15 protein-coding genes and 3 pseudogenes are annotated in these 18,506 nt (G+C 67.5%); 10 read left to right on the top strand and 8 right to left on the bottom strand.

Annotated elements, in window-relative coordinates; all coding sequences use genetic code 11:
* Window positions 1–93 precede the first annotated feature (93 nt).
* The 3 genes from AB0D93_RS32800 (at window position 94) to AB0D93_RS32790 (ending at window position 3,201) form a co-directional block, all read left to right on the top strand.
* Window positions 94–714 carry a transposase domain-containing protein gene (locus AB0D93_RS32800; RefSeq protein ID WP_362127335.1) on the top strand — a complete coding sequence of 207 codons (621 nt, stop codon included), beginning with the start codon at window positions 94–96 and terminating at the stop codon, window positions 712–714.
* 591 nt (window positions 715–1,305) lie between these two features.
* Complete coding sequence (locus AB0D93_RS32795) at window positions 1,306–2,724, top strand: FAD-dependent oxidoreductase (RefSeq protein WP_362127332.1); 1,419 nt, start codon at window positions 1,306–1,308, stop codon at window positions 2,722–2,724.
* Window positions 2,725–3,075: 351 nt separating this feature from the next.
* A complete protein-coding gene (locus AB0D93_RS32790; protein ID WP_362127330.1) occupies window positions 3,076–3,201 on the top strand; it encodes a hypothetical protein in 126 nt (41 codons plus the stop codon).
* A gap of 71 nt (window positions 3,202–3,272) precedes the next feature.
* On the opposite strand, the gene AB0D93_RS32785 is transcribed toward AB0D93_RS32790, so the two are convergent.
* Window positions 3,273–3,401, bottom strand: a complete 129-nt coding sequence (locus tag AB0D93_RS32785; protein WP_362127327.1) for a hypothetical protein — start codon at window positions 3,399–3,401, stop codon at window positions 3,273–3,275.
* Between the two features lie 563 nt (window positions 3,402–3,964).
* On the bottom strand, window positions 3,965–5,308 hold the full coding sequence (locus AB0D93_RS32780; RefSeq protein WP_362127324.1) for a transposase: 1,344 nt from the start codon (window positions 5,306–5,308) through the stop codon (window positions 3,965–3,967).
* Between the two features lie 25 nt (window positions 5,309–5,333).
* Here AB0D93_RS32780 and tnpA point away from each other — a divergent pair, with 25 nt between their 5' ends.
* A complete protein-coding gene (gene tnpA / locus AB0D93_RS32775) occupies window positions 5,334–5,765 on the top strand; it encodes an IS200/IS605 family transposase (protein ID WP_362127321.1) in 432 nt (143 codons plus the stop codon).
* A 176-nt stretch (window positions 5,766–5,941) separates the two neighbouring features.
* Here tnpA and AB0D93_RS32770 read toward each other — a convergent pair whose 3' ends face one another.
* Window positions 5,942–6,523: a hypothetical protein gene (locus AB0D93_RS32770; protein WP_362127318.1), complete on the bottom strand. Its 582-nt coding sequence runs from the start codon at window positions 6,521–6,523 to the stop codon at window positions 5,942–5,944.
* A gap of 932 nt (window positions 6,524–7,455) precedes the next feature.
* Here AB0D93_RS32770 and AB0D93_RS32765 point away from each other — a divergent pair.
* Both AB0D93_RS32765 and AB0D93_RS32760 read left to right on the top strand, forming a co-directional pair.
* Complete coding sequence (locus tag AB0D93_RS32765) at window positions 7,456–7,716, top strand: carboxylesterase family protein (protein ID WP_362127315.1); 261 nt, start codon at window positions 7,456–7,458, stop codon at window positions 7,714–7,716.
* Window positions 7,623–8,393 (top strand): annotated as a pseudogene (locus AB0D93_RS32760) (transposase); the annotation flags it as partial. The gene AB0D93_RS32765 and the pseudogene AB0D93_RS32760, both read left to right, overlap by 94 nt.
* Before the next feature lie 469 nt (window positions 8,394–8,862).
* On the opposite strand, the gene AB0D93_RS32755 reads toward AB0D93_RS32760, so the two are convergent.
* Window positions 8,863–9,318, bottom strand: coding sequence for a hypothetical protein (locus tag AB0D93_RS32755; protein ID WP_362127312.1), 456 nt, complete (start codon window positions 9,316–9,318; stop codon window positions 8,863–8,865).
* A 112-nt stretch (window positions 9,319–9,430) separates the two neighbouring features.
* On the opposite strand from AB0D93_RS32755, the gene AB0D93_RS32750 reads away from it, so the two are divergent.
* Window positions 9,431–10,171: a hypothetical protein gene (locus AB0D93_RS32750; RefSeq protein WP_362127310.1), complete on the top strand. Its 741-nt coding sequence runs from the start codon at window positions 9,431–9,433 to the stop codon at window positions 10,169–10,171.
* Between the two features lie 871 nt (window positions 10,172–11,042).
* On the opposite strand, the pseudogene AB0D93_RS32745 reads toward AB0D93_RS32750, so the two are convergent.
* A pseudogene (locus tag AB0D93_RS32745) lies at window positions 11,043–11,345 on the bottom strand (IS3 family transposase); the annotation flags it as partial.
* A gap of 38 nt (window positions 11,346–11,383) precedes the next feature.
* Between AB0D93_RS32745 and AB0D93_RS32740 the strand changes: the two are divergent.
* Together AB0D93_RS32740 and AB0D93_RS32735 are read left to right on the top strand one after the other, a co-directional pair.
* A pseudogene (locus tag AB0D93_RS32740) lies at window positions 11,384–11,653 on the top strand (IS701 family transposase); the annotation flags it as partial.
* A gap of 265 nt (window positions 11,654–11,918) precedes the next feature.
* Window positions 11,919–12,788 carry a hypothetical protein gene (locus tag AB0D93_RS32735; protein ID WP_362127307.1) on the top strand — a complete coding sequence of 290 codons (870 nt, stop codon included), beginning with the start codon at window positions 11,919–11,921 and terminating at the stop codon, window positions 12,786–12,788.
* A gap of 441 nt (window positions 12,789–13,229) precedes the next feature.
* On the opposite strand, the gene AB0D93_RS32730 is transcribed toward AB0D93_RS32735, so the two are convergent.
* Complete coding sequence (locus tag AB0D93_RS32730) at window positions 13,230–14,609, bottom strand: glycosyl hydrolase family 28-related protein (RefSeq protein ID WP_362127304.1); 1,380 nt, start codon at window positions 14,607–14,609, stop codon at window positions 13,230–13,232.
* Window positions 14,610–14,661: 52 nt separating this feature from the next.
* On the opposite strand from AB0D93_RS32730, the gene AB0D93_RS32725 reads away from it, so the two are divergent.
* Window positions 14,662–15,357: a CDP-alcohol phosphatidyltransferase family protein gene (locus tag AB0D93_RS32725; RefSeq protein WP_362127301.1), complete on the top strand. Its 696-nt coding sequence runs from the start codon at window positions 14,662–14,664 to the stop codon at window positions 15,355–15,357.
* Here AB0D93_RS32725 and AB0D93_RS32720 read toward each other — a convergent pair.
* Both AB0D93_RS32720 and AB0D93_RS32715 read right to left on the bottom strand, forming a co-directional pair.
* Window positions 15,339–16,859: a fibronectin type III domain-containing protein gene (locus tag AB0D93_RS32720; RefSeq protein WP_362127298.1), complete on the bottom strand. Its 1,521-nt coding sequence runs from the start codon at window positions 16,857–16,859 to the stop codon at window positions 15,339–15,341. The two genes, AB0D93_RS32725 and AB0D93_RS32720, sit on opposite strands and share 19 nt — an antisense overlap.
* A 75-nt stretch (window positions 16,860–16,934) precedes the next feature.
* On the bottom strand, window positions 16,935–18,479 hold the full coding sequence (locus AB0D93_RS32715; RefSeq protein WP_362127296.1) for an oligosaccharide flippase family protein: 1,545 nt from the start codon (window positions 18,477–18,479) through the stop codon (window positions 16,935–16,937).
* Between the last annotated feature and the right edge of the window lie 27 nt (window positions 18,480–18,506).

The raw sequence follows: 18,506 nt of genomic DNA, 5'->3' as shown, positions 1-18,506 counted from the left end.
AACCTCATTCGGACTGTCGTCTGAGGGTGCGCTCGCGGAGAGCGTCATGACTCCTGAGCCCTTCCCCCGGCCCATCCCGGCTAGGATCTACCTTTGATCTTGGCCAGCGCTCCGCCCTCGGACGCCGGACGCGAGAAGCGGGGCCCCGGTAGAACTGGCTCGTCCGCCAAGACAAGTCGTTCACAAAGACCGGAGGCTCCGCTGTCCGGACAGCCTGTCATCACGCGTGAAATCGCGGTACCCGAAGGCGTCTTCGCCCTGGGACATCTGGGTGAGTTGACCCAGCTCGTGCCCTTCGAGATGGTCGATGCGGTCCTCGCCGAGTGCGGGGCGGTGCAGCAGCGGCTGCGGAAACTGCCGGCCCGGGTGGTGGTCTACCTGCTGCTCGCGGCCACGCCGTTCGAGGAATGCGGCTACCCGGCCGTGTGGCGCAAGCTGACCGGTGCCCTTGAGGCCCTGCCTCTGCCGACGGTTACTGCGACCGCGCTGTGGCACGCCCGCACCAGGCTCGGCGCACGCCCGATGCGGGCCCTGTTCGACCTGCTGCGCGACCCGGCCTCGGCGGTCCACACCGCCGGGGCCCGCTGGGCCGGGCTGCTGGTGGTTGCCATCGACGGCACGTACCTGGACGTCGCCGACGACGCAGACGTGTGCGCCCGGCTGGGCAAGGGACCAACCAGTACACCGCCGCCTCCGGCTACCCGCAGGTTCTGATCGACGCGGTCTTCGGCCCCCGCAAACCCGGCGAGCCCGTCCTGGGACGCCGCCTGCTGCACTCACGGGCGATCCGCAAGGGTCATGCTCGGAGTTGCCCACAGTGAGCTGAGCGCGAGCAGCCGGGCTACTCCGGCGTAGTGGCGTTGCCAGTTGACCGGCCAGTCGGGTCGCCAAGGTCTGGGTGAGCGGGACTCTCACGGCCCCAGCCCGTCTCGTGCAGGATCCGTGAAAGGCTGGCCACTTCCTTGTCTTCGGCGATGTTGCCGCTGTCCGAGGTCCGCCGCCAGATCATCTGATCGACCGACCCCCTCTGGCAGAGGCAGGCGCCAGGCTGAGAGCCAAGAGAAAACAGGTGAGCGCAGTACCGGTCGAGCAACGAGCACGCAACACTCTGGAATCGCCGTGGTGTATTGCCGACCTCACAAGCACTGGCCTACCGAGACCCACCGCAGCAGCAGAATAGATCTGCCTCTGCTCCGACCTGCCACGAAGTGATCATTTCACCAGTGGGAGCAGCCCGGCCGCCGATCGGAGTCCAAGACTTGATCAAGGCGCACTGGCCTGCGCACCAAATGGAGGAGAGACCTGATGGTTCATGTTGCCGTCCTGGGCGGCGGAATCAGCGGCCTGGCTGCGGGACTGTTTCTGGGCCGGCAGGGGCACAGAGTGACCGTCTTGGAGCGCGAACCGCGCAGTGCGAGCGCTGATCTCGATTCAGACTTCCTCCACTGGAAACGCCCCAGAAGCCCGCATGCGCTCCAACCTCACCTCCTCCTCGCTCCGGTGCGCACGATCCTGCGCGACCTTGCTCCGGATGTCTACGCGACGATGCTCGAACACGGTGCGGTCGAACTACACGAGCTCGCCCACTTCGAGCCGTTTCAGGCCAGGGCAGGTGATGAGGATCTGGTCACGGTTCGGACACGCCGGATCGTGCTCGAAGCGGCACTCGCGCAGGCCGTCCGAGCGGAGCCCACGGTTGAAGTGCGCACGAGCGTCGACGCCAAAGGTCTGATCACTCTCCCGGGAGCGGTACCCCACGTGATCGGGCTCCGCACGAAGACCGGTGAGATCCACGCGGACCTCGTGATCGACGCGGCTGGCCGTCGTTCGCCGGTGCCTCGGTGGCTGACCTGCGAAGGCTCCAGACCACCGCAGCGGGAGAGTCATCACACCGGCATCGCGTACTTCAGCCGCTGGTACCGGCTGCGCTCTGACACCCGAGAAATGGTGCCGGCTGTCCTCGGGGAAACGGCCCCGTTCGCCGAGTGCGTAGTGTTCCCGTCCGACAACGGCTACTTCGGCGTGGCGCTCATCGTGTCCGTTGCGGACCCAACACGTGGCAGTCTGCGCGCCCCGCAGGTCTTCGACGCCGCGGCAAAGACCTTCGCCGGTGGTGCGGACTGGCTGTCCCGGAACCAACGGCCGATGACCCCGGTGCACGTGATGGCGGGACTCGACAACCAGTGGACAGCCCTGGTGGACGAGCACGGCCCGCAGGTCACCGGTCTGATCAACTTGGGCGACAGTGCCCTTCACACCAACCCCACCTTCGCGCAGGGCATCCCTCTCGCTCTGCGAGCCGCCCAATGGCTCACCGCGCACGACCTGGCTGATCCCGACCTGCCGACCACATATCACCAGTGGAGAGTCGTCAACCTGAAACCGTGGTTCGACGCACAAACAGCAGCTGACCAAGCCTACCAGCAGGGGCTCAGAGCAGGCCTTCACACAGCGCCGCCGCACCAAGTCACCGGCGATGCCCTCCTGAAAGCGGCCCTACCCTTTTGTGCTCGCGATGACCTACACATCGCCCGTGCCGGCGCCCAAGTGCGCCACCTGATCCGGACCCCGGAGCAACTGCTCGCAACACGGCAGATTCGCGACCGAGTTCACGCATGGCTGCGCGAACATCCGGACTTCGACGGCAGACCAGCTGGTCCCACCCGGACTCGCTGGGAGCAAGCGACAAATGGGCGCGGGACGGCAGGGTCATGTCCCTTGTAGGGCAACACCGTTGCACCACACGGTCCAGAGCCTTGTCAATTCCGCGAACGAGAAGGCGGGACGCTTTGACCAGCGGGTTGTAGCCCAGCGGCAGCCCGGCCGCGAACACGGCGGCCTGCTCGCCGTAGGCGGGGCGCATGCGGATGCCGCGGGTGGCTTTGAACGCGCGCTCCAGCTCCTGGCGGGCGGTGGGCAGTTCGTCGGCGCTGCGGGCGGTGACGGTCACCATCAGCCTCCAGTCGACGACCTGGGAGCCGCCGGCCATCTGCGCGGCGCCTGCTCGGCGCGCTGCGCGTCGGCCTTCTGCGACCACTTGGCGCGGCCCTTGGTCTCAGCGCTCACCTGTGCGCGATGGTGGGCGTTGCTGATCTCCCGCTCCAGTACCGCCTCACCATCGTGCGGATCGAGGACCCGGTAGGCGAGGGTGAGGCGCCGCTGGAGCGGCCCGGGGCCAGCAGGGGCAACAGCACGCTGTAGGCGATGGGACGACGCGGCATCTCGCGCAGCACCCAAGAGATGGACAGCCCGCCGTCATGCGCATACTCGTCTCAGCCGTCGTCCGCCGCCTGCGGCCCGCACTCCGACCAGGACAGTTCCGCGAACTCACTGTCCCGCGAGTTGAAGACGCCCGGGTCGTAGGCGCTGCGGACGATGTCGACGTCGGTGGCGCGGCGCATGATGTCGGCGCCCGGTCAGCGCCTCGGCCACCTGCTCGGGCAGGTCGCTCGGCGGCTGGTCGACGCGGTGGGGTCCACCGTGAGGCTCGTCCAGGGACGCCACCGAGGCCGTGGCGTGCGGGGTGGTGCGGACCAGCTCGTCGATGATGGGTCGTGGCCTCTGCGCCTGCCGTATCGAGCAGTCGATGCCGTCGACACGCCTCCGACCGCATCTACAGGTCCCTGGCCTGCAACTCGCAGCAGCTGGGGGGGTTGCTGGTCGAGCTGTACTGCTGTGATTCCTCCAGGCCGGACGCGAGGTCCTCCGCGTTCGTATACATGTCATATCCGTTGAAGATGTCCCGCACGTCCATCAAGTCTCTCCTTGTCGAAAAAGAGGGGGCGCGTGCCCCGGCGAGCGAGCGCAATGCTCCGTTGGCCGGCGCTGTGGATCCTTGTCGTCAACTGTCCCGGTGGTCGACACCCGGCGACGTCGGCCGAACAGAGGAGCAACGGGTCGACCCGATCGGTCCCCGTCTTGAAGCTCTCCCCTCCCTTCGCAAGCTCAGGAAGGGGATTCCTGTCTACCTTGCGGCGACAGGTTTGACGGTTTTACCCGCCCTGCGACCGCGCCTTCCGGCGGCTGGGACCTCCACGATGACGTGGCCGATCCGGTACAGGTGCAAGATGTTCCGGGCGGCGTTCCAGTCGGCGTTCGCCGTCCAGCCGCAGTCGGGGTTCTTGCAGGCGAACAGTTCCTGGCTCTCTCGGCTGCCGGGGGTGGTGAATCCGCAGGCTGAGCACCGCTGGGAGGTGTGCGGGGCGGGAACCTTGACGAGCTGGCCGCCGTACCGGGCGGTCTTGTACGTCAGCATCGTCATGGTCCGCCCCCAGGCCTCCTGGGCGATGGAGCGGTTGAGTCCGGCCTTCGCCCTGGCCCCGTTGCGCAGGAACGCGCCCTGCTGCTCAGGGTCGAGCTTGGGGGCCGGGCTCTTGGTCATGCCGAGGATGTTGAGCTGTTCGACCACCAGCACGCCGTACGTGCGGGCGAGATACGTGGTGGTCTTGTGCTGCCAGTCCAAGGCTCGTCGCGTGGCTTTTGCTCGGAGCTGCTTGATCTGGTCGTAGGTGTGCTGCAAACGCCTGGAGGTCTTCTCTGCGCGCTTGCGGAACGCCTTGCGGTGTGCGGCCTGCTGCTCCAAGCGGAGGAGCTTGGCTTTCTCCTTCGGGGTGAGCCACTTGTCGCGGTCGGAGTCACCGTTCGGCAGGCGCGGCGGGCGGCCATGGTCCTGGTGGTCCTTGTTGGACAGGGCGAGGGGGATGTTGACTCCGGCGTCGATGCCGACCTCCGGCCCCTGGTGGGGCTCAGGGGCGCGTTCGAGGGTCTGCACGCGGAAGACGATGTGCCAGCCCAACGCGTCCTTGACGAGGCGGCCGCCGGTGATCCGGTTCTCCTTGTTCGCCCTCTTCCCGACAGGGAGATCCTTGGTCCAGCGGAAACGGACCCGGCCGACCTTGGGAATGTTGACCATGCCCCACCGGCGGTGCACCCGCGTGATGTTCAGGTCGCGGCCCTGCGGGATGTCCACGGACATCGCGGAGCCGAACCGGCCCTTGTAGGTGGGCTCCTCGGCTCGGCCTTCCCAGCAGTTGACCCACGCGCGCATGTATGTCTTCAAGACGGCTTGCGCGGCCTGGGCGGGCAGCACGGCGAGGTAATCGAGGTCCTTGCGGGCCTGCCGGATCGCCGCATCGGCGAGAGACAGCTTCGTGTCGCCCTTCGGTGTCATCGTCCACCAGGAGTGGAGGCAGTTCCACATGGTGCGGGCCGCATGCGCTTGATCATCGAGGATGCGGATCTCGGCGGGGCTGAGCGCCAGCGGGGCACGGTGCCCGAACTGCCGCTTCACCAGGCCGAGTTCGCTCATGACGATCACTATACACTGTTGGTTTATGTCACCACGCTGGAATCCCAACCCTGACGTACGCACCGGTCGTCACGTCGTCTACAACCTGCACGTACATTTGGTGTTCGTCACCAAGTACCGGCGCAAGGCCATGACGGAAGCCATGCTGACGCGCTGCGAAGAGATCATGCGAGAGGTCTGTACGGACTTCGAGGCCGACCTGAAGCAGTTCAACGGCGAGGAGGATCACGTACACCTGCTCGTGCATTACCCGCCGAAGGTCCAGCTCTCCAAGTTGGTCAACTCCCTCAAGGGCGTCTCCGCCCGCCTGTTGCGCAAGGAGTACGACGCGCACGTACGCCGGTACCTGTGGGGCGGACACTTCTGGTCCGGCTCCTACTTCGCCGGAAGCTGCGGCGGGGCGCCCCTGACCGACGTACAGCAGTACATCGAGCAGCAGAAACGCCCCGCGGGCTGAGGTAAACAGTACTGACCCGTGCCTCAGTGCGGGTCACACCTATTTTGAGATGGCCTTCACCATCCGGCCTGAAGGCCGGAGCACTGGCCAAGATCAAAGGTAGACCGCTCCATCGTCTCGGCCGCGGTCCGCGAGGTCAGCCCGCTCTTGGCAGGGCGCGGCTTCGCCTCAGTAAGTCACTCTTTGCCTGGCGTGGACCGGCAGTCGTTCCACAGGGCGGCGAGGGGGGCCGGGATCTGGGTGATGGCGGCACACCCCCGAGGACCGGCCGGGAGACTGTCGCTGGCCACGTAGCGCCAACCGGCGCCGGCGTGATCGACGAAGTACTTCATCGCAGCTCCGTCGTCCTGCAGGGCGACCTGCTCCGCCTCGGTGCTGCCGGCAGTGAGGTGAAAGCGGGTACCCGCGTAAAGGACTCCGTCGCAACTGCCGTAGTAGAACGTGCCCTTGACCGGGGCAATGTGGGTGAGGGGCGGATGAAACTGTCCGCGGTAGGCCGCCGTGACGCTCGCCTTGACAGTGGACGACGCCAGCAGCGACCGGCAGCCGCCGGTCTTGACCGAAGAGTTGGCAGTAGCGTGCCCGCCCGAACTACCCACCGTCGTGGACGTCGTGGACGTCGTGGAGGCTACGGCCGACGCAGAAGGCGTTTGCGTCGCGTTCGAAGTGCTGCTGTTCGTTGTGCCGCTGTTCTGCGTGCAGCTTGTGAGCAGGACCACTGCGGCAGCGGCCATCCCCAGCGTGGCACTGCGGTACATGGAACGGTTCCGGCGTTTCATTTCGGACCAACCTCTCTTGATACGTCCGCATAGGCCCGAGATGGCGATACTCGGATGCGTTCTGACGGTCTCGGACAACAAGATGCTGCGCCATGCACTCCGGTTTCACCGCGTCCCTGTCATTCACGGGTGATCTGGTCACCGTCAGGCGGGCCCGCGATCGACCGCGAGTGCCGAGACGCGCGCGCCGAAGGCAAAGGAGACGGCAGCGCGAAGCGAGGAACCAGGGCGCGGAGCGCACTGGGGCCGGCTGCCGGCTCCCGCAGCGGGTGAGAGCACGCAGCGCTCGGTCCGGGCGGACGCGGAGCGGCTGCCCGGACAGCGGCGAGCCGGTACGGCGCGCGGAGCGTGCCGTACCGCCGACCGGCACGCGTCCGCACGGGGTCGCCCCCACCCCCAAGAGGCAAAGGCAAGTACTGCGACCTGCACCGGTCCAGGCCTCTCAAGCGTTCCATGCGAGGCCGGGCCGCACAGCGCGCATGGACCCCCAGCCGATGCCCTGGCGTTGGGACCTTCGGCTGTCCGGCCACGGTGGACGACATGGGAAGCGTTGACGAACGGCACGAGGCTCTGGCGCTGGCCACGCAGGCCCGCAACGTGGCAAGACCGGCGAGCGGCACGTCTTGGCAGCGGGTCCTACGCGCGATCAGCGGGGGCAGACGGGGCCGACAGCCCACCGGCCGGACCGTGATCCGGCTGGATGCGCCAGACACTCCCCCTCGGAACGGCCCGGCTGGAGGGAACGCGCCACGAACCTCGCCGGCGATGTCGGCGTTCTTTCGGACCGTGCACGGGATTCCGGTGAGCGGCCCGCCGTTGGGGCCTGTGGCGGCGCACGTGGCGGTGTAGTCCTTCCACCAGCGCCCCTGTAGCAGTTCCCAGCCCAGCGGCTGGCGACCCGTCGCGATGTCATGGTGGTGACGGTCAATTACCGGCTCGGTACCTTCGGCTTCTTCGCCCACCCGGAGCTCGGCCAGGCTACGGATTTCGGGTTCGCCGACCAGCAGGCGGCGCTGCGCCGGGTCCGGGAGAACGCGCGGCGGTTCGGCGGCGACCCGGACCGGGTGACGCTGGCCGGTCAGGCAGCAACACCGCCGCCGACCACATCGAAGCCGCCCGGCTCGCGCTGGCGCAGCTGCCGAAGAAGTACCGGCGCGGACGGCGGACGCTGATCCGCACCGACTCAGACGGGGGCACCCACGAGTTCGTCGACTGGCTTTCCGCCCGCGGCCGGTGGCTGTCCTACTCGGTCGGCATGACCATCACCGATGCAATCCACCAGGCAGTCCTGAAGGTCCCGGCATCGGCCTGGACACCGGCCGTCGAGCCCGACGGCGAGATCCGTGACGGCGCCTGGGTGGCCGAACCCGACGCCGGCAGCGACTGCCTCAAGGGCCGGCCCGAGGGGATGCGGCTGATCGTGCGGAAGGAACGGCCGCACCCCGGCGCCCAGTTGCGCTTCACCGACGCCGACGGCATGCGCCTGACCTGCTTCGCCACCACCACCCAGCACACCTCGATCGCCGATCTGGAGCTGCGGCACCGCCGGCGTGCCCGCGCCGAGGACCACATCCGCGCCGCCCGCGTCACCGGCCTGCGCAACCTCCCCCTCCACGGCGCCGCGCAGAACCAGATCTGGCTGGAGATCATCCAGATCGCCCTGGACCTGCCGGCCTGGATGCCCCTGCTCGCCCTCACCGGCGCCGCCCGGCTCTGAGAGCCCCGCCGCCTGCGGCTTCGGCTGTTCTCCACCGCCGCCCAGCTCATCACCACCGGCCGCCGCCGCTACCTCCGCCTCGCCAAGCACTGGCCCTGGACCGACGTGATCACCGCCGCCCTGGACCGGCTCCACGGCCCTCCCGGACCCCGGCTGACCAGCACCTTCCCGTCCCCGCGAGCAGCACGGGCCACCGGAGCCGTGGAACCCGGCGCCCACCCGACGCGACAACCGGGCCGTCAGCCTGCCCAGACGCCGAAAGTCACCACCAACACTCACCACAAAGGGTCCGCCAGCAGGCTGACGGACCCTCATGAATGATCGAGGCTAGCCCGTAATGCAACGGCATTGGGCCTGGGTGTCCGGCGCCACCCTAATACCTTTACCGGCACCCTGTTCGTCCTTTCCCGGGCCGAACCCTCCTTTTATGCCATCCTCAATACCCGCACCCCGAAAAAACACCCACAGTCCGCCTCATATCCATGATCGGAATTCACGTGGCGGATCCAGGAAGAATACCTATGGCGCTGCCGTCAAAAGTTCTTACACGGCAGGCCTTCTTCTGGCTTTAGCCGCCTTTTATGTCAACCTCATGCACATCTCAGGGCGACTGGCATCTTCCATCAGCACCGGGAAAAGGCCACTCGCCCACCTCCACCGTCGAACAGGAGGGACCGCTCATGTCAAGGTATCGGGCGTGGAGGCGGGCCGGAAAGAAACTGACACTGGTAACTGCCTCCCCTCGCGTCGTATCGACGCAGATCTGGTCGGCCGCTTTCCGCGCGAAGGAGGGATCACGCATGTCGAACAGCAGCAGATGGGGGCGGTACAGACGAGCACTGGCGCTCATGGCGGCCGCGTCCGGGGTGGTGGCGCTGACGGCGATACCATCCTCAGCAAGTGGCCCGTCCGTGATTTGGTACGACTTCCCGTCCCCAACCTCACCGGACCAAACCGCGATCCGGACGGCAGTAAACAATGCCTGCAACACCACGCCAGACAGGTGCATGTTCGTTGGCCAGCCGGACGGTGCGTATGTCGCTCCCACGGTGAGCACGGCGCACCTGAGCCAGCCTCACCATCTCCCCGTGGTGGGTGGGGACTTCGGTTCCCCGATACTGACCGACTGCTCCGACACAACAACAAGCACTCTTAGGTACCAGGCAACCGTGACGGAAGGCACCACCGACACCGTCGGTGGGGGGGCGAAGGTAGGGATCACCCTCTTCAAAGTTCTCGAGATCGGCGCTGACGCGAAGGCCGAATACCAGATCCTGCACCAGACTACGGCATCGGTCACCGCCGACCTGCCGGTGCCGCCCGCATACACAGGAGAGATCTTGCGCTCCCAGGTCGTCCGGACCGTCACCGGCTGGCTGTGGTACACGGGTGACAGCGGCACCAGCTACAGGATCCACGAGCGGTACGAAATGCCCGTCCCCGAAGGCACCGACGGCGTGCGCAGCCAGCTCCTGCCCACCACCACCCGCTTGACGTCCCGCGCTCAGCTCACCAGCCTGTGCCCCAACTGGACCTTCCCGTGGCAGAGCATCGCCGACGGCACCACCCTCAAGGCGGGCTGGTCGGTGCAGGCAAACCTCACCCGCCTGGTCATGCAGAACGACGGGAACCTGGTGATGTACCGCCTGCGTGACGGCAAGGCCATCTGGGCCACCGGCACCTGGGGCCACCCGGGCGCGTACGCCGTGATGCAGAAGGACGGCAACTTCGTCATCTACGACGCGAACAACAGTTTCCTGTGGAACAGCAACACCGCTTGGAGTCAGGACAGCCCCGGCGCCTGGGCGGTAATGCAGGACGACGGCAACTTCGTCATCTACAAGCTCGCCGGGGGTCCCGGCAGGGGCGGGGCCCTGTGGGCCACCAACACCACCGCGGCAGCGAAGTGACGACTTCGCGCACCTGACTCCGCCCGGTACCGGGCGGAGTCACCCGGCCGCACGGGTCCGCTACCTTTCGCCCCTCGTTGTGGGGGCGATGGCTAGGATTCCCCTGCTGCACAGACCCACACCCGCCCCCTGCTACAGCCTCAGCAGCCCAGGGCTTCGAAGCGCAGCGGGAACCGGTCGGCATACCAGTCGCTCGATCTCGGCCATGCGGCTTCCGAGGACGGCGGGGGTGGGATCGGGACGTGCGGGAGAAGCCATCGGCCCATCCATCGGTGCAAGGAGGCGCGGTCGCAGTCATGTCTCTCGGCCGCGGCCGCCAACCGGTCAGCTGTACCGAAGGGTTGGTGACCGCAACGCCGTAACCTGCAGGTCTCCTGAGGCGTTCACCGACCGAGATTCCACGTACGCCACGCACCATGGCATCCCACCGAGGAATCTCCGGCTGTTGTCCGCGGACGCCTCCCTTGGAGCCTCAGCCGCTGCGAAGACCCGCACTCTCCCCCGTTGGGTGCGGGTCTTTTGCTGTCCGGCCTGCCGGCGGGTCGGTTTTTGCAGCCCCTCGAAGGGGTCGAGGCCCAGTGAGCCATTTTCATCCTGTCGCTTCGGGATTGACTCAGCGCCTCGAAGGAGCAGGCCCGGCGCAGACTTGGAGAGAGGGTGTGTGCTCCACGTCCTGGATGCTGGGCGGACACCTCGTTCCGCTGCAACAACGGGCCCATCTGGCCCTCGGAGTCCGTCTTCTCCGGCTGCTTGAGAGGTAAGAAATCGTTGCCTGAGCAGTCCTCCTGGGCAGTGGCGATGCTGCCCAGTGCTGTTTATGCCGGCCTAGAGGCAATGCCGTGGGTCTGGCAGGTTCAGGTGAGAGGTTCGGTCACGCGGCCTGGAGGGCCGGGGTGGTCATGACGGTCTCGAATTCGACGGGTGTCAGCCGGCCGAGTGCAGCTTGTCGGCGGCGCCGGTGATAGGTCCGCTCGAGCCGGGACGCGATCGCGATCCGCAGTTCCTCGCGGGTGGCCCAGCTCCGGCGGTCGAGGACGTTCTTCTGCAGCAGGCTGAAGCAGGACTTCATGGCCGCGTTGTCGCCGGCTGCCCCCCTCCCTATCGATCCGACCATGTGATGCCGGTCGAGGGCCCGGACGAACTTCCGGGACTGGAACTGCGAGTCGCGGGAATGCTCCCGGGGCCCGATGGCCTCCCGCTTCCTCGCGCTGCTTGTCCGACCTGCCGGACGACACTGCGATCGCCGAGCTGGTCCGCCTGGCGAAGATCCGCTGGTGTCGGCGCATCGAGCACGACTACCGCGAACTCAAGCACGGCCTGGGCCGGGACCACTTCGAAGGCCGCTCCTGGAACGGCTGGCACCACCACGCCACCCTGGCCGGCGCCGCCCCTGCGTTCCTCACCGAGCAGCGGCTGGTCCCAAAAGCCGATACAGCGGACTCACCCTCTACCAGATCCTCGACACCCTCCAGGACCTGCTGAACTGCTGGACCGGCACCTGCACCACCTGCCACCAACCCCTGCCCAGCAGGACCACACCGAGATCAAGACCCACTTAACGGAGTCCTACTAGACCTGCATTAGCCCACACCGGTGGTCGACGGGGTGCGTTCGTGGTGGGGGCTGCGGTGCCTCGGTTGCCCGCTGGGGTCCCTCGGGCACCGATCCCTCACGCCAAATGGTCCGGCGGCCGAGAGCGGTCCGGCGGGTTTGGCCCACTGCCCACCGACAGACAGGAGACTCAGCCATGCCCCGACGACGAGCGCACCGAGCCGGGTGGCGCCGGCCGGCGTCGGCCGTGACGGTGGCCATCACGGCTGCCGCCGCCGGCCTGACGGCAGCATCCCCCGCTGCGGCCCTGACCACCGTGAACTGCGCGACCCAGAACCTGCAGAGCGCAATCAACAGCGCGTCGGCCGGGGACACCCTCCTGGTCAGGGGAACCTGCGTCGGCACTTTCACGATCGGCAAGAGCCTCAGCCTCGTCGGCTCCTCCGGCGCGACCCTGAACGGCAACAGCGCGGGCCGGACCCTGACCGTCAACGGACCGGCATCGGTAAGAGTGGCGCTCACCTCCCTGACCCTCACCGGCGGTCTAGCAGGTGACGGCAACGGCGGCGGTCTGTTGAACAACGGTGCCACGGTGACGCTCAGCTTCACCACCGTGCACAACAACTCCGCGGGCGGGGGCGATGGCGGGGGCATCGCCAGCAGCGGCATCACCACACTGCACAGCTCCACGGTGGTCAACAACTCAGCGGGCGGGGACGGCGGGGGTATCGCTAGCGGCGGCATCACCAGGCTGAACAGCTCCATGGTGCTCAACAACTCAGCGGGCGGGGACGGCGGGGGTATGACCCACGTCGGCCGTGGCCTGCTGACGGTGAACGCGAGCACCGTGCGCGGCAACCGCGCATTCGTCCGGGGCGGCGGCATGTATGTCGCCGGGAACGCGCAGGTGCTGAACTCGACGATCACAGGGAACATCGCGAACTCGACGGGCGGCGGGATCTACAACTCCAGCAACCTCCTGGTGCTCTTGGGTAACTCGGTCACCGGCAACACGCCGAACAACTGCTCCTCGACTACGCCCCTCGCGGGCTGTACCCCCGTCTGAGGCGCCTTCTGAAGCACCGCTGCCGGGCGCGGGGCGATCGGCCTCCGCCCGGCATCCTCCAAAAGTTCTAAGCCCATCTGCTGGGGCAGTTCGTCGCCCAAAGCGGCCATTGCCCCGTCCGGGCAAGTCCGGTGACGATGACCGGCCCGGGGACTTACTGATTACCAATGAAGATGTCAGCGGGTGTCGGTGACATCTTCATTGGGAATCAGTAGACGCTCCCGCTGACCTGGCCCGGGTTCGGGATGGTGCATGATTGATCTTGAGCACATCGCCAAGAGCGGTTCTGCGTTCTGTGCGTTGGTGGTCAAAAGGAAAGATGTCCCGCTTTCTGCGGGGAGATGCAGGTGCAAGACCTGCCCGGCGCTCGGGGCACAGAACCCCGGCCTCGGGTTTTTCGGGGGCGGGGTTCTGTGCGTACAGGCGTTCGCCGGCCCGCGCTCACGGCGTGGGACCAACAGGCCGGTCGGTGGCGGCGCCCGGTGCGGGGCCGGGTGGCGTGGGGGCTGCGGCCGGTGACGGTGTCGGCCGGGTGGGCGCGGCTGGGTTGTCGAGGCAGTCGACGAAAGTGACGAAAGGCGTCCGGTCCAGGTTCTGCGCCACGACGAAGTCGCTCTGCCGGTGGCTGCGCAGGAGGCACATGTCGTAGCGCACCGTCCTGGGGATGCTCTCGGCCGGTCTGGACGGCCGGTACTCGTGGCGGCCGACCAGTTGGCAGGAGTCGTAGCGGATGAGTGGTCCGCGCGGACCGATGGCGTAGCGGTGGGGCCGTACCTCGGAGGAGAAGTTCTTAAAGGCGAGGGCTGTGTCGTCGCAGTTGTCGAAGCTGACCGTGCCGCCCTGCCACGCGCAGTCGATGACCAGTACGTCCGGGTCGCGCACCTCGAAACGGATGTCCTGTGCGTGGAAACGCTGCACGGAGTCGTGGTGCTGTCCGACCGGGAAGCAAAAGAACATGCTGTTCCTGCCGTGCTCGGTACTGTCCGTCGGGCGTCTGCCCGTGATGATGTACGAGCCGCCCTGGCAGGTGATCGATCCGCCGTAGGGGAATTCCAGGAAGTTGCCCCACTCGTATTCGACCTTCATGTCGTGGAACCAGTAGTTGAGAAACTGGTCCTGGCTCTTCGGCTGCCGGCTTCGCTGGGAGAGGCCGGAGTAGAGGAACGCGCGGCGGTAGGAGCCGCCGACACGGCACGCCTCCCAGCGCATCTCGGAGTTGGTGTCGGTGCCGTCCAGGGCGAGTCCGTACTCCCACTCCCCCATCCACTCGCATTCCCGGAAGCGGTAGTCCTGTGCTTGCCCGGTCGAGTACGAGTAGAAGAAGGACGCTCCCGGAGTGGCCGAGCGGAACTGCATCTTCTCGAAGGACACGTTGGCCCACATGTCCTCGTTGCGGCACAGATAGGAACCGGGGCCGGCCTCGGGCTGAAAGGTGATCGTGGTCATGCGCTTGCCGGCGCCGCGGAAGCGCAGGCCGTTCGCCCGGCGTTCCGGATCGGTACCGTTCATCAGCGCGTTCGGTGTTTTCACGAGAAAATTGCCCGGGGGGATGTCGATCACCGTACGGCCGACCCCCTCCTCGATGCGGGATGTGGCACACCGGTACGCCGTCTCGAACGCCCTGGTGTCGTCGGTACGCCCGTCGCCCCTGGCCCCGAAATCGGTGACGACGTTCACGACGGATGGCAGCGGCAAGGGAGGGCGGTCGATACCGAGCCCGTCACGGCCCGAGAACGGGGCTGCGCCGACCAGCATCGTGGTCCCGCGGCGCAGCAGGCGTCTTCGGTCGAAGCCAGCTGATTCATCATCAAAATCTGCCATAATTCCTCCCCTACCCATTGTTGTCTCAATAGAGCCATCCATGCGGGGCAAAATGACTGCGTTCGCAGAAGTACTCAGACTGCTGTCGACGGCCCAGAAGCCCTCGAAGGGGGCGTCCGCCTACAGCCTGTTCATCAACCGTCCGGCGGGGCGGGTGTTCGCGGCGATGGCCTACAGGATCGGCGCCACGCCGAATCAGGTGACTTTCCTCAGTGCCCTGTTCACGTTTCCGGCCCTGGCCGCCGTGGCTCTGGTGCCGCCGGGGCCGGCCATGTCGGTGTGCGTGTGTGTGGCTTTGGCCGTGGGCTTCGCCCTGGACTCGGCGGACGGGCAACTGGCCCGGAGCCAGCAGTCGGGAAGCGCCTGCGGGGAGTGGCTCGACCACGTTCTGGACTGCGTCAAGTTCGTGAGCGTTCACCTGTCGGTACTGGTGGCGCTCTACCGCTTCTTCGATCTGCCGAGCGAGGCCTTTCTGCTGGTGCCCATGGCCTTCGAACTCGCGGCGGTGGTGGTCTTCTTCGTGGGGATCCTGACGCAGAAGCTGAAGCGGCAGCGGGAGGGGCAAGCGGCGCCGGCTCCCGCCCTGCGCTCCGTGCTCCTGCTGCCGGTCGACTACGGGATGACCTGCCTCAGCTTTCTGTTCCTGGCAGACCGCGGCCTCTTCCTCGCCGTCTACTGCGCACTACTGGTGGCCCATCTCATCTTTCTGCCGGCGTTTTTGGTCAAGTGCTATCGAGAACTGTCCTGAGCGAATGGCGTGCCCGGCACGGACCTGGGGACCGTGTGGGTTCCGTCGCTCACGGCGATCCGGTACCAATGGCTCGAACCGGCGGGGACCATATCGGTGTAGGTCATCCGCGGGCGGTCCCACGGGGCGGACCGCTGCCTGAGCGAGGCCAGGCGGACACCGTCCCGGTAGAGGGTGTATGTCAGCACCGCGTCGTCCCTGTCCCAGGTGGCGTCCCAGCCGAGCGTGACACGACCGGTCCGCGAAGCGGAGACCGAGAGGGTGGGAACCTCCTCGGGGCCTGGGCCCGAAGCCGTTCCGAAGCGGGTCAGGCCCTGCTGCGGTTTGTCGTTGACTTGCGTGAACTCGCCGCCCACCCAGAGGATCCCGTCGGCCATCACCATCGTCCGCGGCCCGACTCCTTCTCCCAGCCCGCCGTTGGTGTCGGGGAACCAGTGCTGAAGGGTCTTGTCGGTGGTCGACTGGGCCAAAAGAGGCCAACGCTTGTTGGAGTCGGGGAAGCCGCCCGGCGTCTTGTGGCAGTCATGGGCGTGCGATCCGCTGTACAGAAGGCCGTTGTACGGGAGGACGACCTGGGTGGCTCCAAGGCAGGTGTCCTTCCACAGCATGCGGTCGTCGGACAGGCGGCCCGCCACCCGGCCGTCGAAGACGCCCCCGCCGCGGCCCTCGGCTCCCAGGTAGAAGGTGCCGCCGTCTCGCGCCAGTGACATCACCACCGAGCGTTTGGGGAGCCATTGGGGGTAGGAGGACACGGTCGCACCGGTGGTCGGGTGCAGGGCGACCAGTGCGTGCTGGTCGTCCCCGTTGACCTCGTTGAAGTCGCCGCCGACGAGGATCTTTCCGTGGTCGGGTGCCGCCAGCACGGCCCGGACGGGCTTGTCGATGTCTGCCGCGAACGGCAGCAGTGAGCCCGTGGGGGTGAGCGCCGCGATGTGCTTCCTCGTCCGGCCGTCGACGGCGGTGAAGTCGCCGCCCAGGTATACCGCGCGGTCGGTGGTGTCGATGGCGCGCACGGTTGCCGAGACGGCGGGGCGGAAGTCCTTGCGCAGTGAGCAGTCGGCCGTGCGGAGCGCGACGGCACTGGCCACGTCGGTCCGGTCGACGCTGCCGAAGGAACCGCCGATGTACAACGCACTGCCGTCGGGCGACGGCTTCAGCACGCGTACGGAGTCCTCTGCGCCGGTGAAGGAGTGGGCGCACGGCAGCAGGGCGCCGGTGACGGCGTCGAAGGCGGCGAAGTCCTTTCGCGCGACCTCCCTCTCGCCGGGGTTCGCGCCGGGCGGGCGCACGTTGTCGAAGGCACCGCCGACGTACACGATTCCTCGCGCATAGGCGACCGACCAGACGATTCCGTCGGTCTGCCAGGTGGTCAAGGGGGTGGCGGTGAGGGTGTGTCGGTCGGTGGCTGTCGAGCCGGCCGCGGGCGCGAGGGAAGCGGCGCCGAGAAGCGCGGTGGCGGCGGCTGTGGTGACAGCACTCGTTGTGAGATTTCGCAGGCGCATGGAACATCCTGGGCGGTTCGATGGAATGGAGGGGGAGCCTGACGGCGTTGCGGTGCTCTGGGTTCTGCACAGGACCTATGCCGTGCGCTTGCGGAGCGCACTGAGGAGCTCGCCCATGCCCAGAGTGGCTCGGAAATTCCATAGACTTATACCAAATACGCAAATCGCCAAGATGCTTCCCAGGGTCAGGCCCACCGCCGTGTCGCCCGTCAGCAGCCGGACCGGAAGAACCAGAGCGGCCGTCGGGCACAGGCCGGCGCCGAGCGCGGCGAAGTAGGCGCGGTCGATGGTCGTGAAGCCCGGATGACGCCGTACCAGGGCCGCGGCCGAGAGGTTCTCGACGACGATCGCCGCTCCCCAGGACAGGGCGGCGCCCAGGATGCCCAGGGGTGGGACCGTGAGGACGCCGACGGTCAGCTGCACCGCGAACGCGGCCCCCGTGACCAGGAGGTGCCACCAGCTCCGGCCGGCCATGAGCATCACCGTCTGGGCGTTGCCCACCCCGATGTTGACGGCGGAGGCGACACAGAGCACGACCAGAGCGTTCGACCCCTGTGTGAACTCCGGGCCGAACAGGGACAGGACGGTTGCGGGGAAGCAGGCGAGGAACACCAGCAGCGGACAGGAGAACAGCACGATCCAGCGCGTCGAGATGCGGTGCAGCTGGTGGGCCTGGTCGAGCTCGTCCATGGCGATCAGCCGGCTGATTGCCGGGGCGAAGGCCAGCCGGACGGCGAGCTGGAGGAGCGTTGCCGCGATGATGACGCGGCCCACGGCGGTGTAGATGCCGGCGTCCTCGCTCGTGCCCAGACTCGACAGCAGGATGACGCCCACCCATACCGCGCTGATGTCGAAGACCGAGGAGATGGCACGGGGCGCGGCGAACGTCCAGAACTCCCGCTGGGCCGGGGCCGCCTCGGGCAGGCGGGCGCATGGTGTGTCCGCTCGGCACCGGCGCAGTGCGAGCCAGGCGGCGACGACGCCGGTGAGGGTGGGGACGAGCCAGGCGGCGGCCAGGCTCAGCACGCCCGGGACCAGGAGGGCGACGGGTACGGCGATCAGCACGCGCAGGACCGGTTTGCCGATCTGCTCGATGCCGACGAAAGGCAGCACCGTGCCGAAGCCCTGGGTCGCGCCGAGCAGGATCAGGGTGACCGTGGCCAGGGGCAGGAACACGGCGAAGAGCCGGACCAGGGTGATGGCGTCGGCGGGGGGCAGTTGCGGCAGCAGCGCGATGGCGGTCGGGGGCCACAGGAAGAGCACCGCGGCGGCGGCGGTGCTTGCGACGGCGCCCGGTAGGACGGCGGTGCGCAGGAGGGCGCTCACCTGCCGGCCGCCGCCGGTGGCCACGTCGCGGGAGACGAAGCGCACCAGTCCCGTGTCGGCGCCCAGCTTGCAGGTGTTGCCGAGGATGGTGAAGACGGCCACGCCGGTGAAGATCGCCCCCGAGCCCTGTGCCCCCAGTGCCCGGGTGACCAGGGCGACGAGGAGGTAGCCGAAGAGGGCGTTGATCGCCGCGCCGAGGAAACCCCACCATCCGCCGCGCGCGGTGGCGCTGACCCCGCTCGGGGCGGCCCGCTCGCCGGCCGCGGGCAGGGCCGCTTTTGATGTGGCGCTCATCTGGATCCTCCGGAAAGACCCTGCCCT

The sequence above is a fragment of the Streptomyces sp. NPDC048191 genome (assembly GCF_040652655.1).
GTDB lineage: Bacteria > Actinomycetota > Actinomycetes > Streptomycetales > Streptomycetaceae > Streptomyces.
This window is presented reverse-complemented; position numbering and strand designations above follow the sequence as displayed.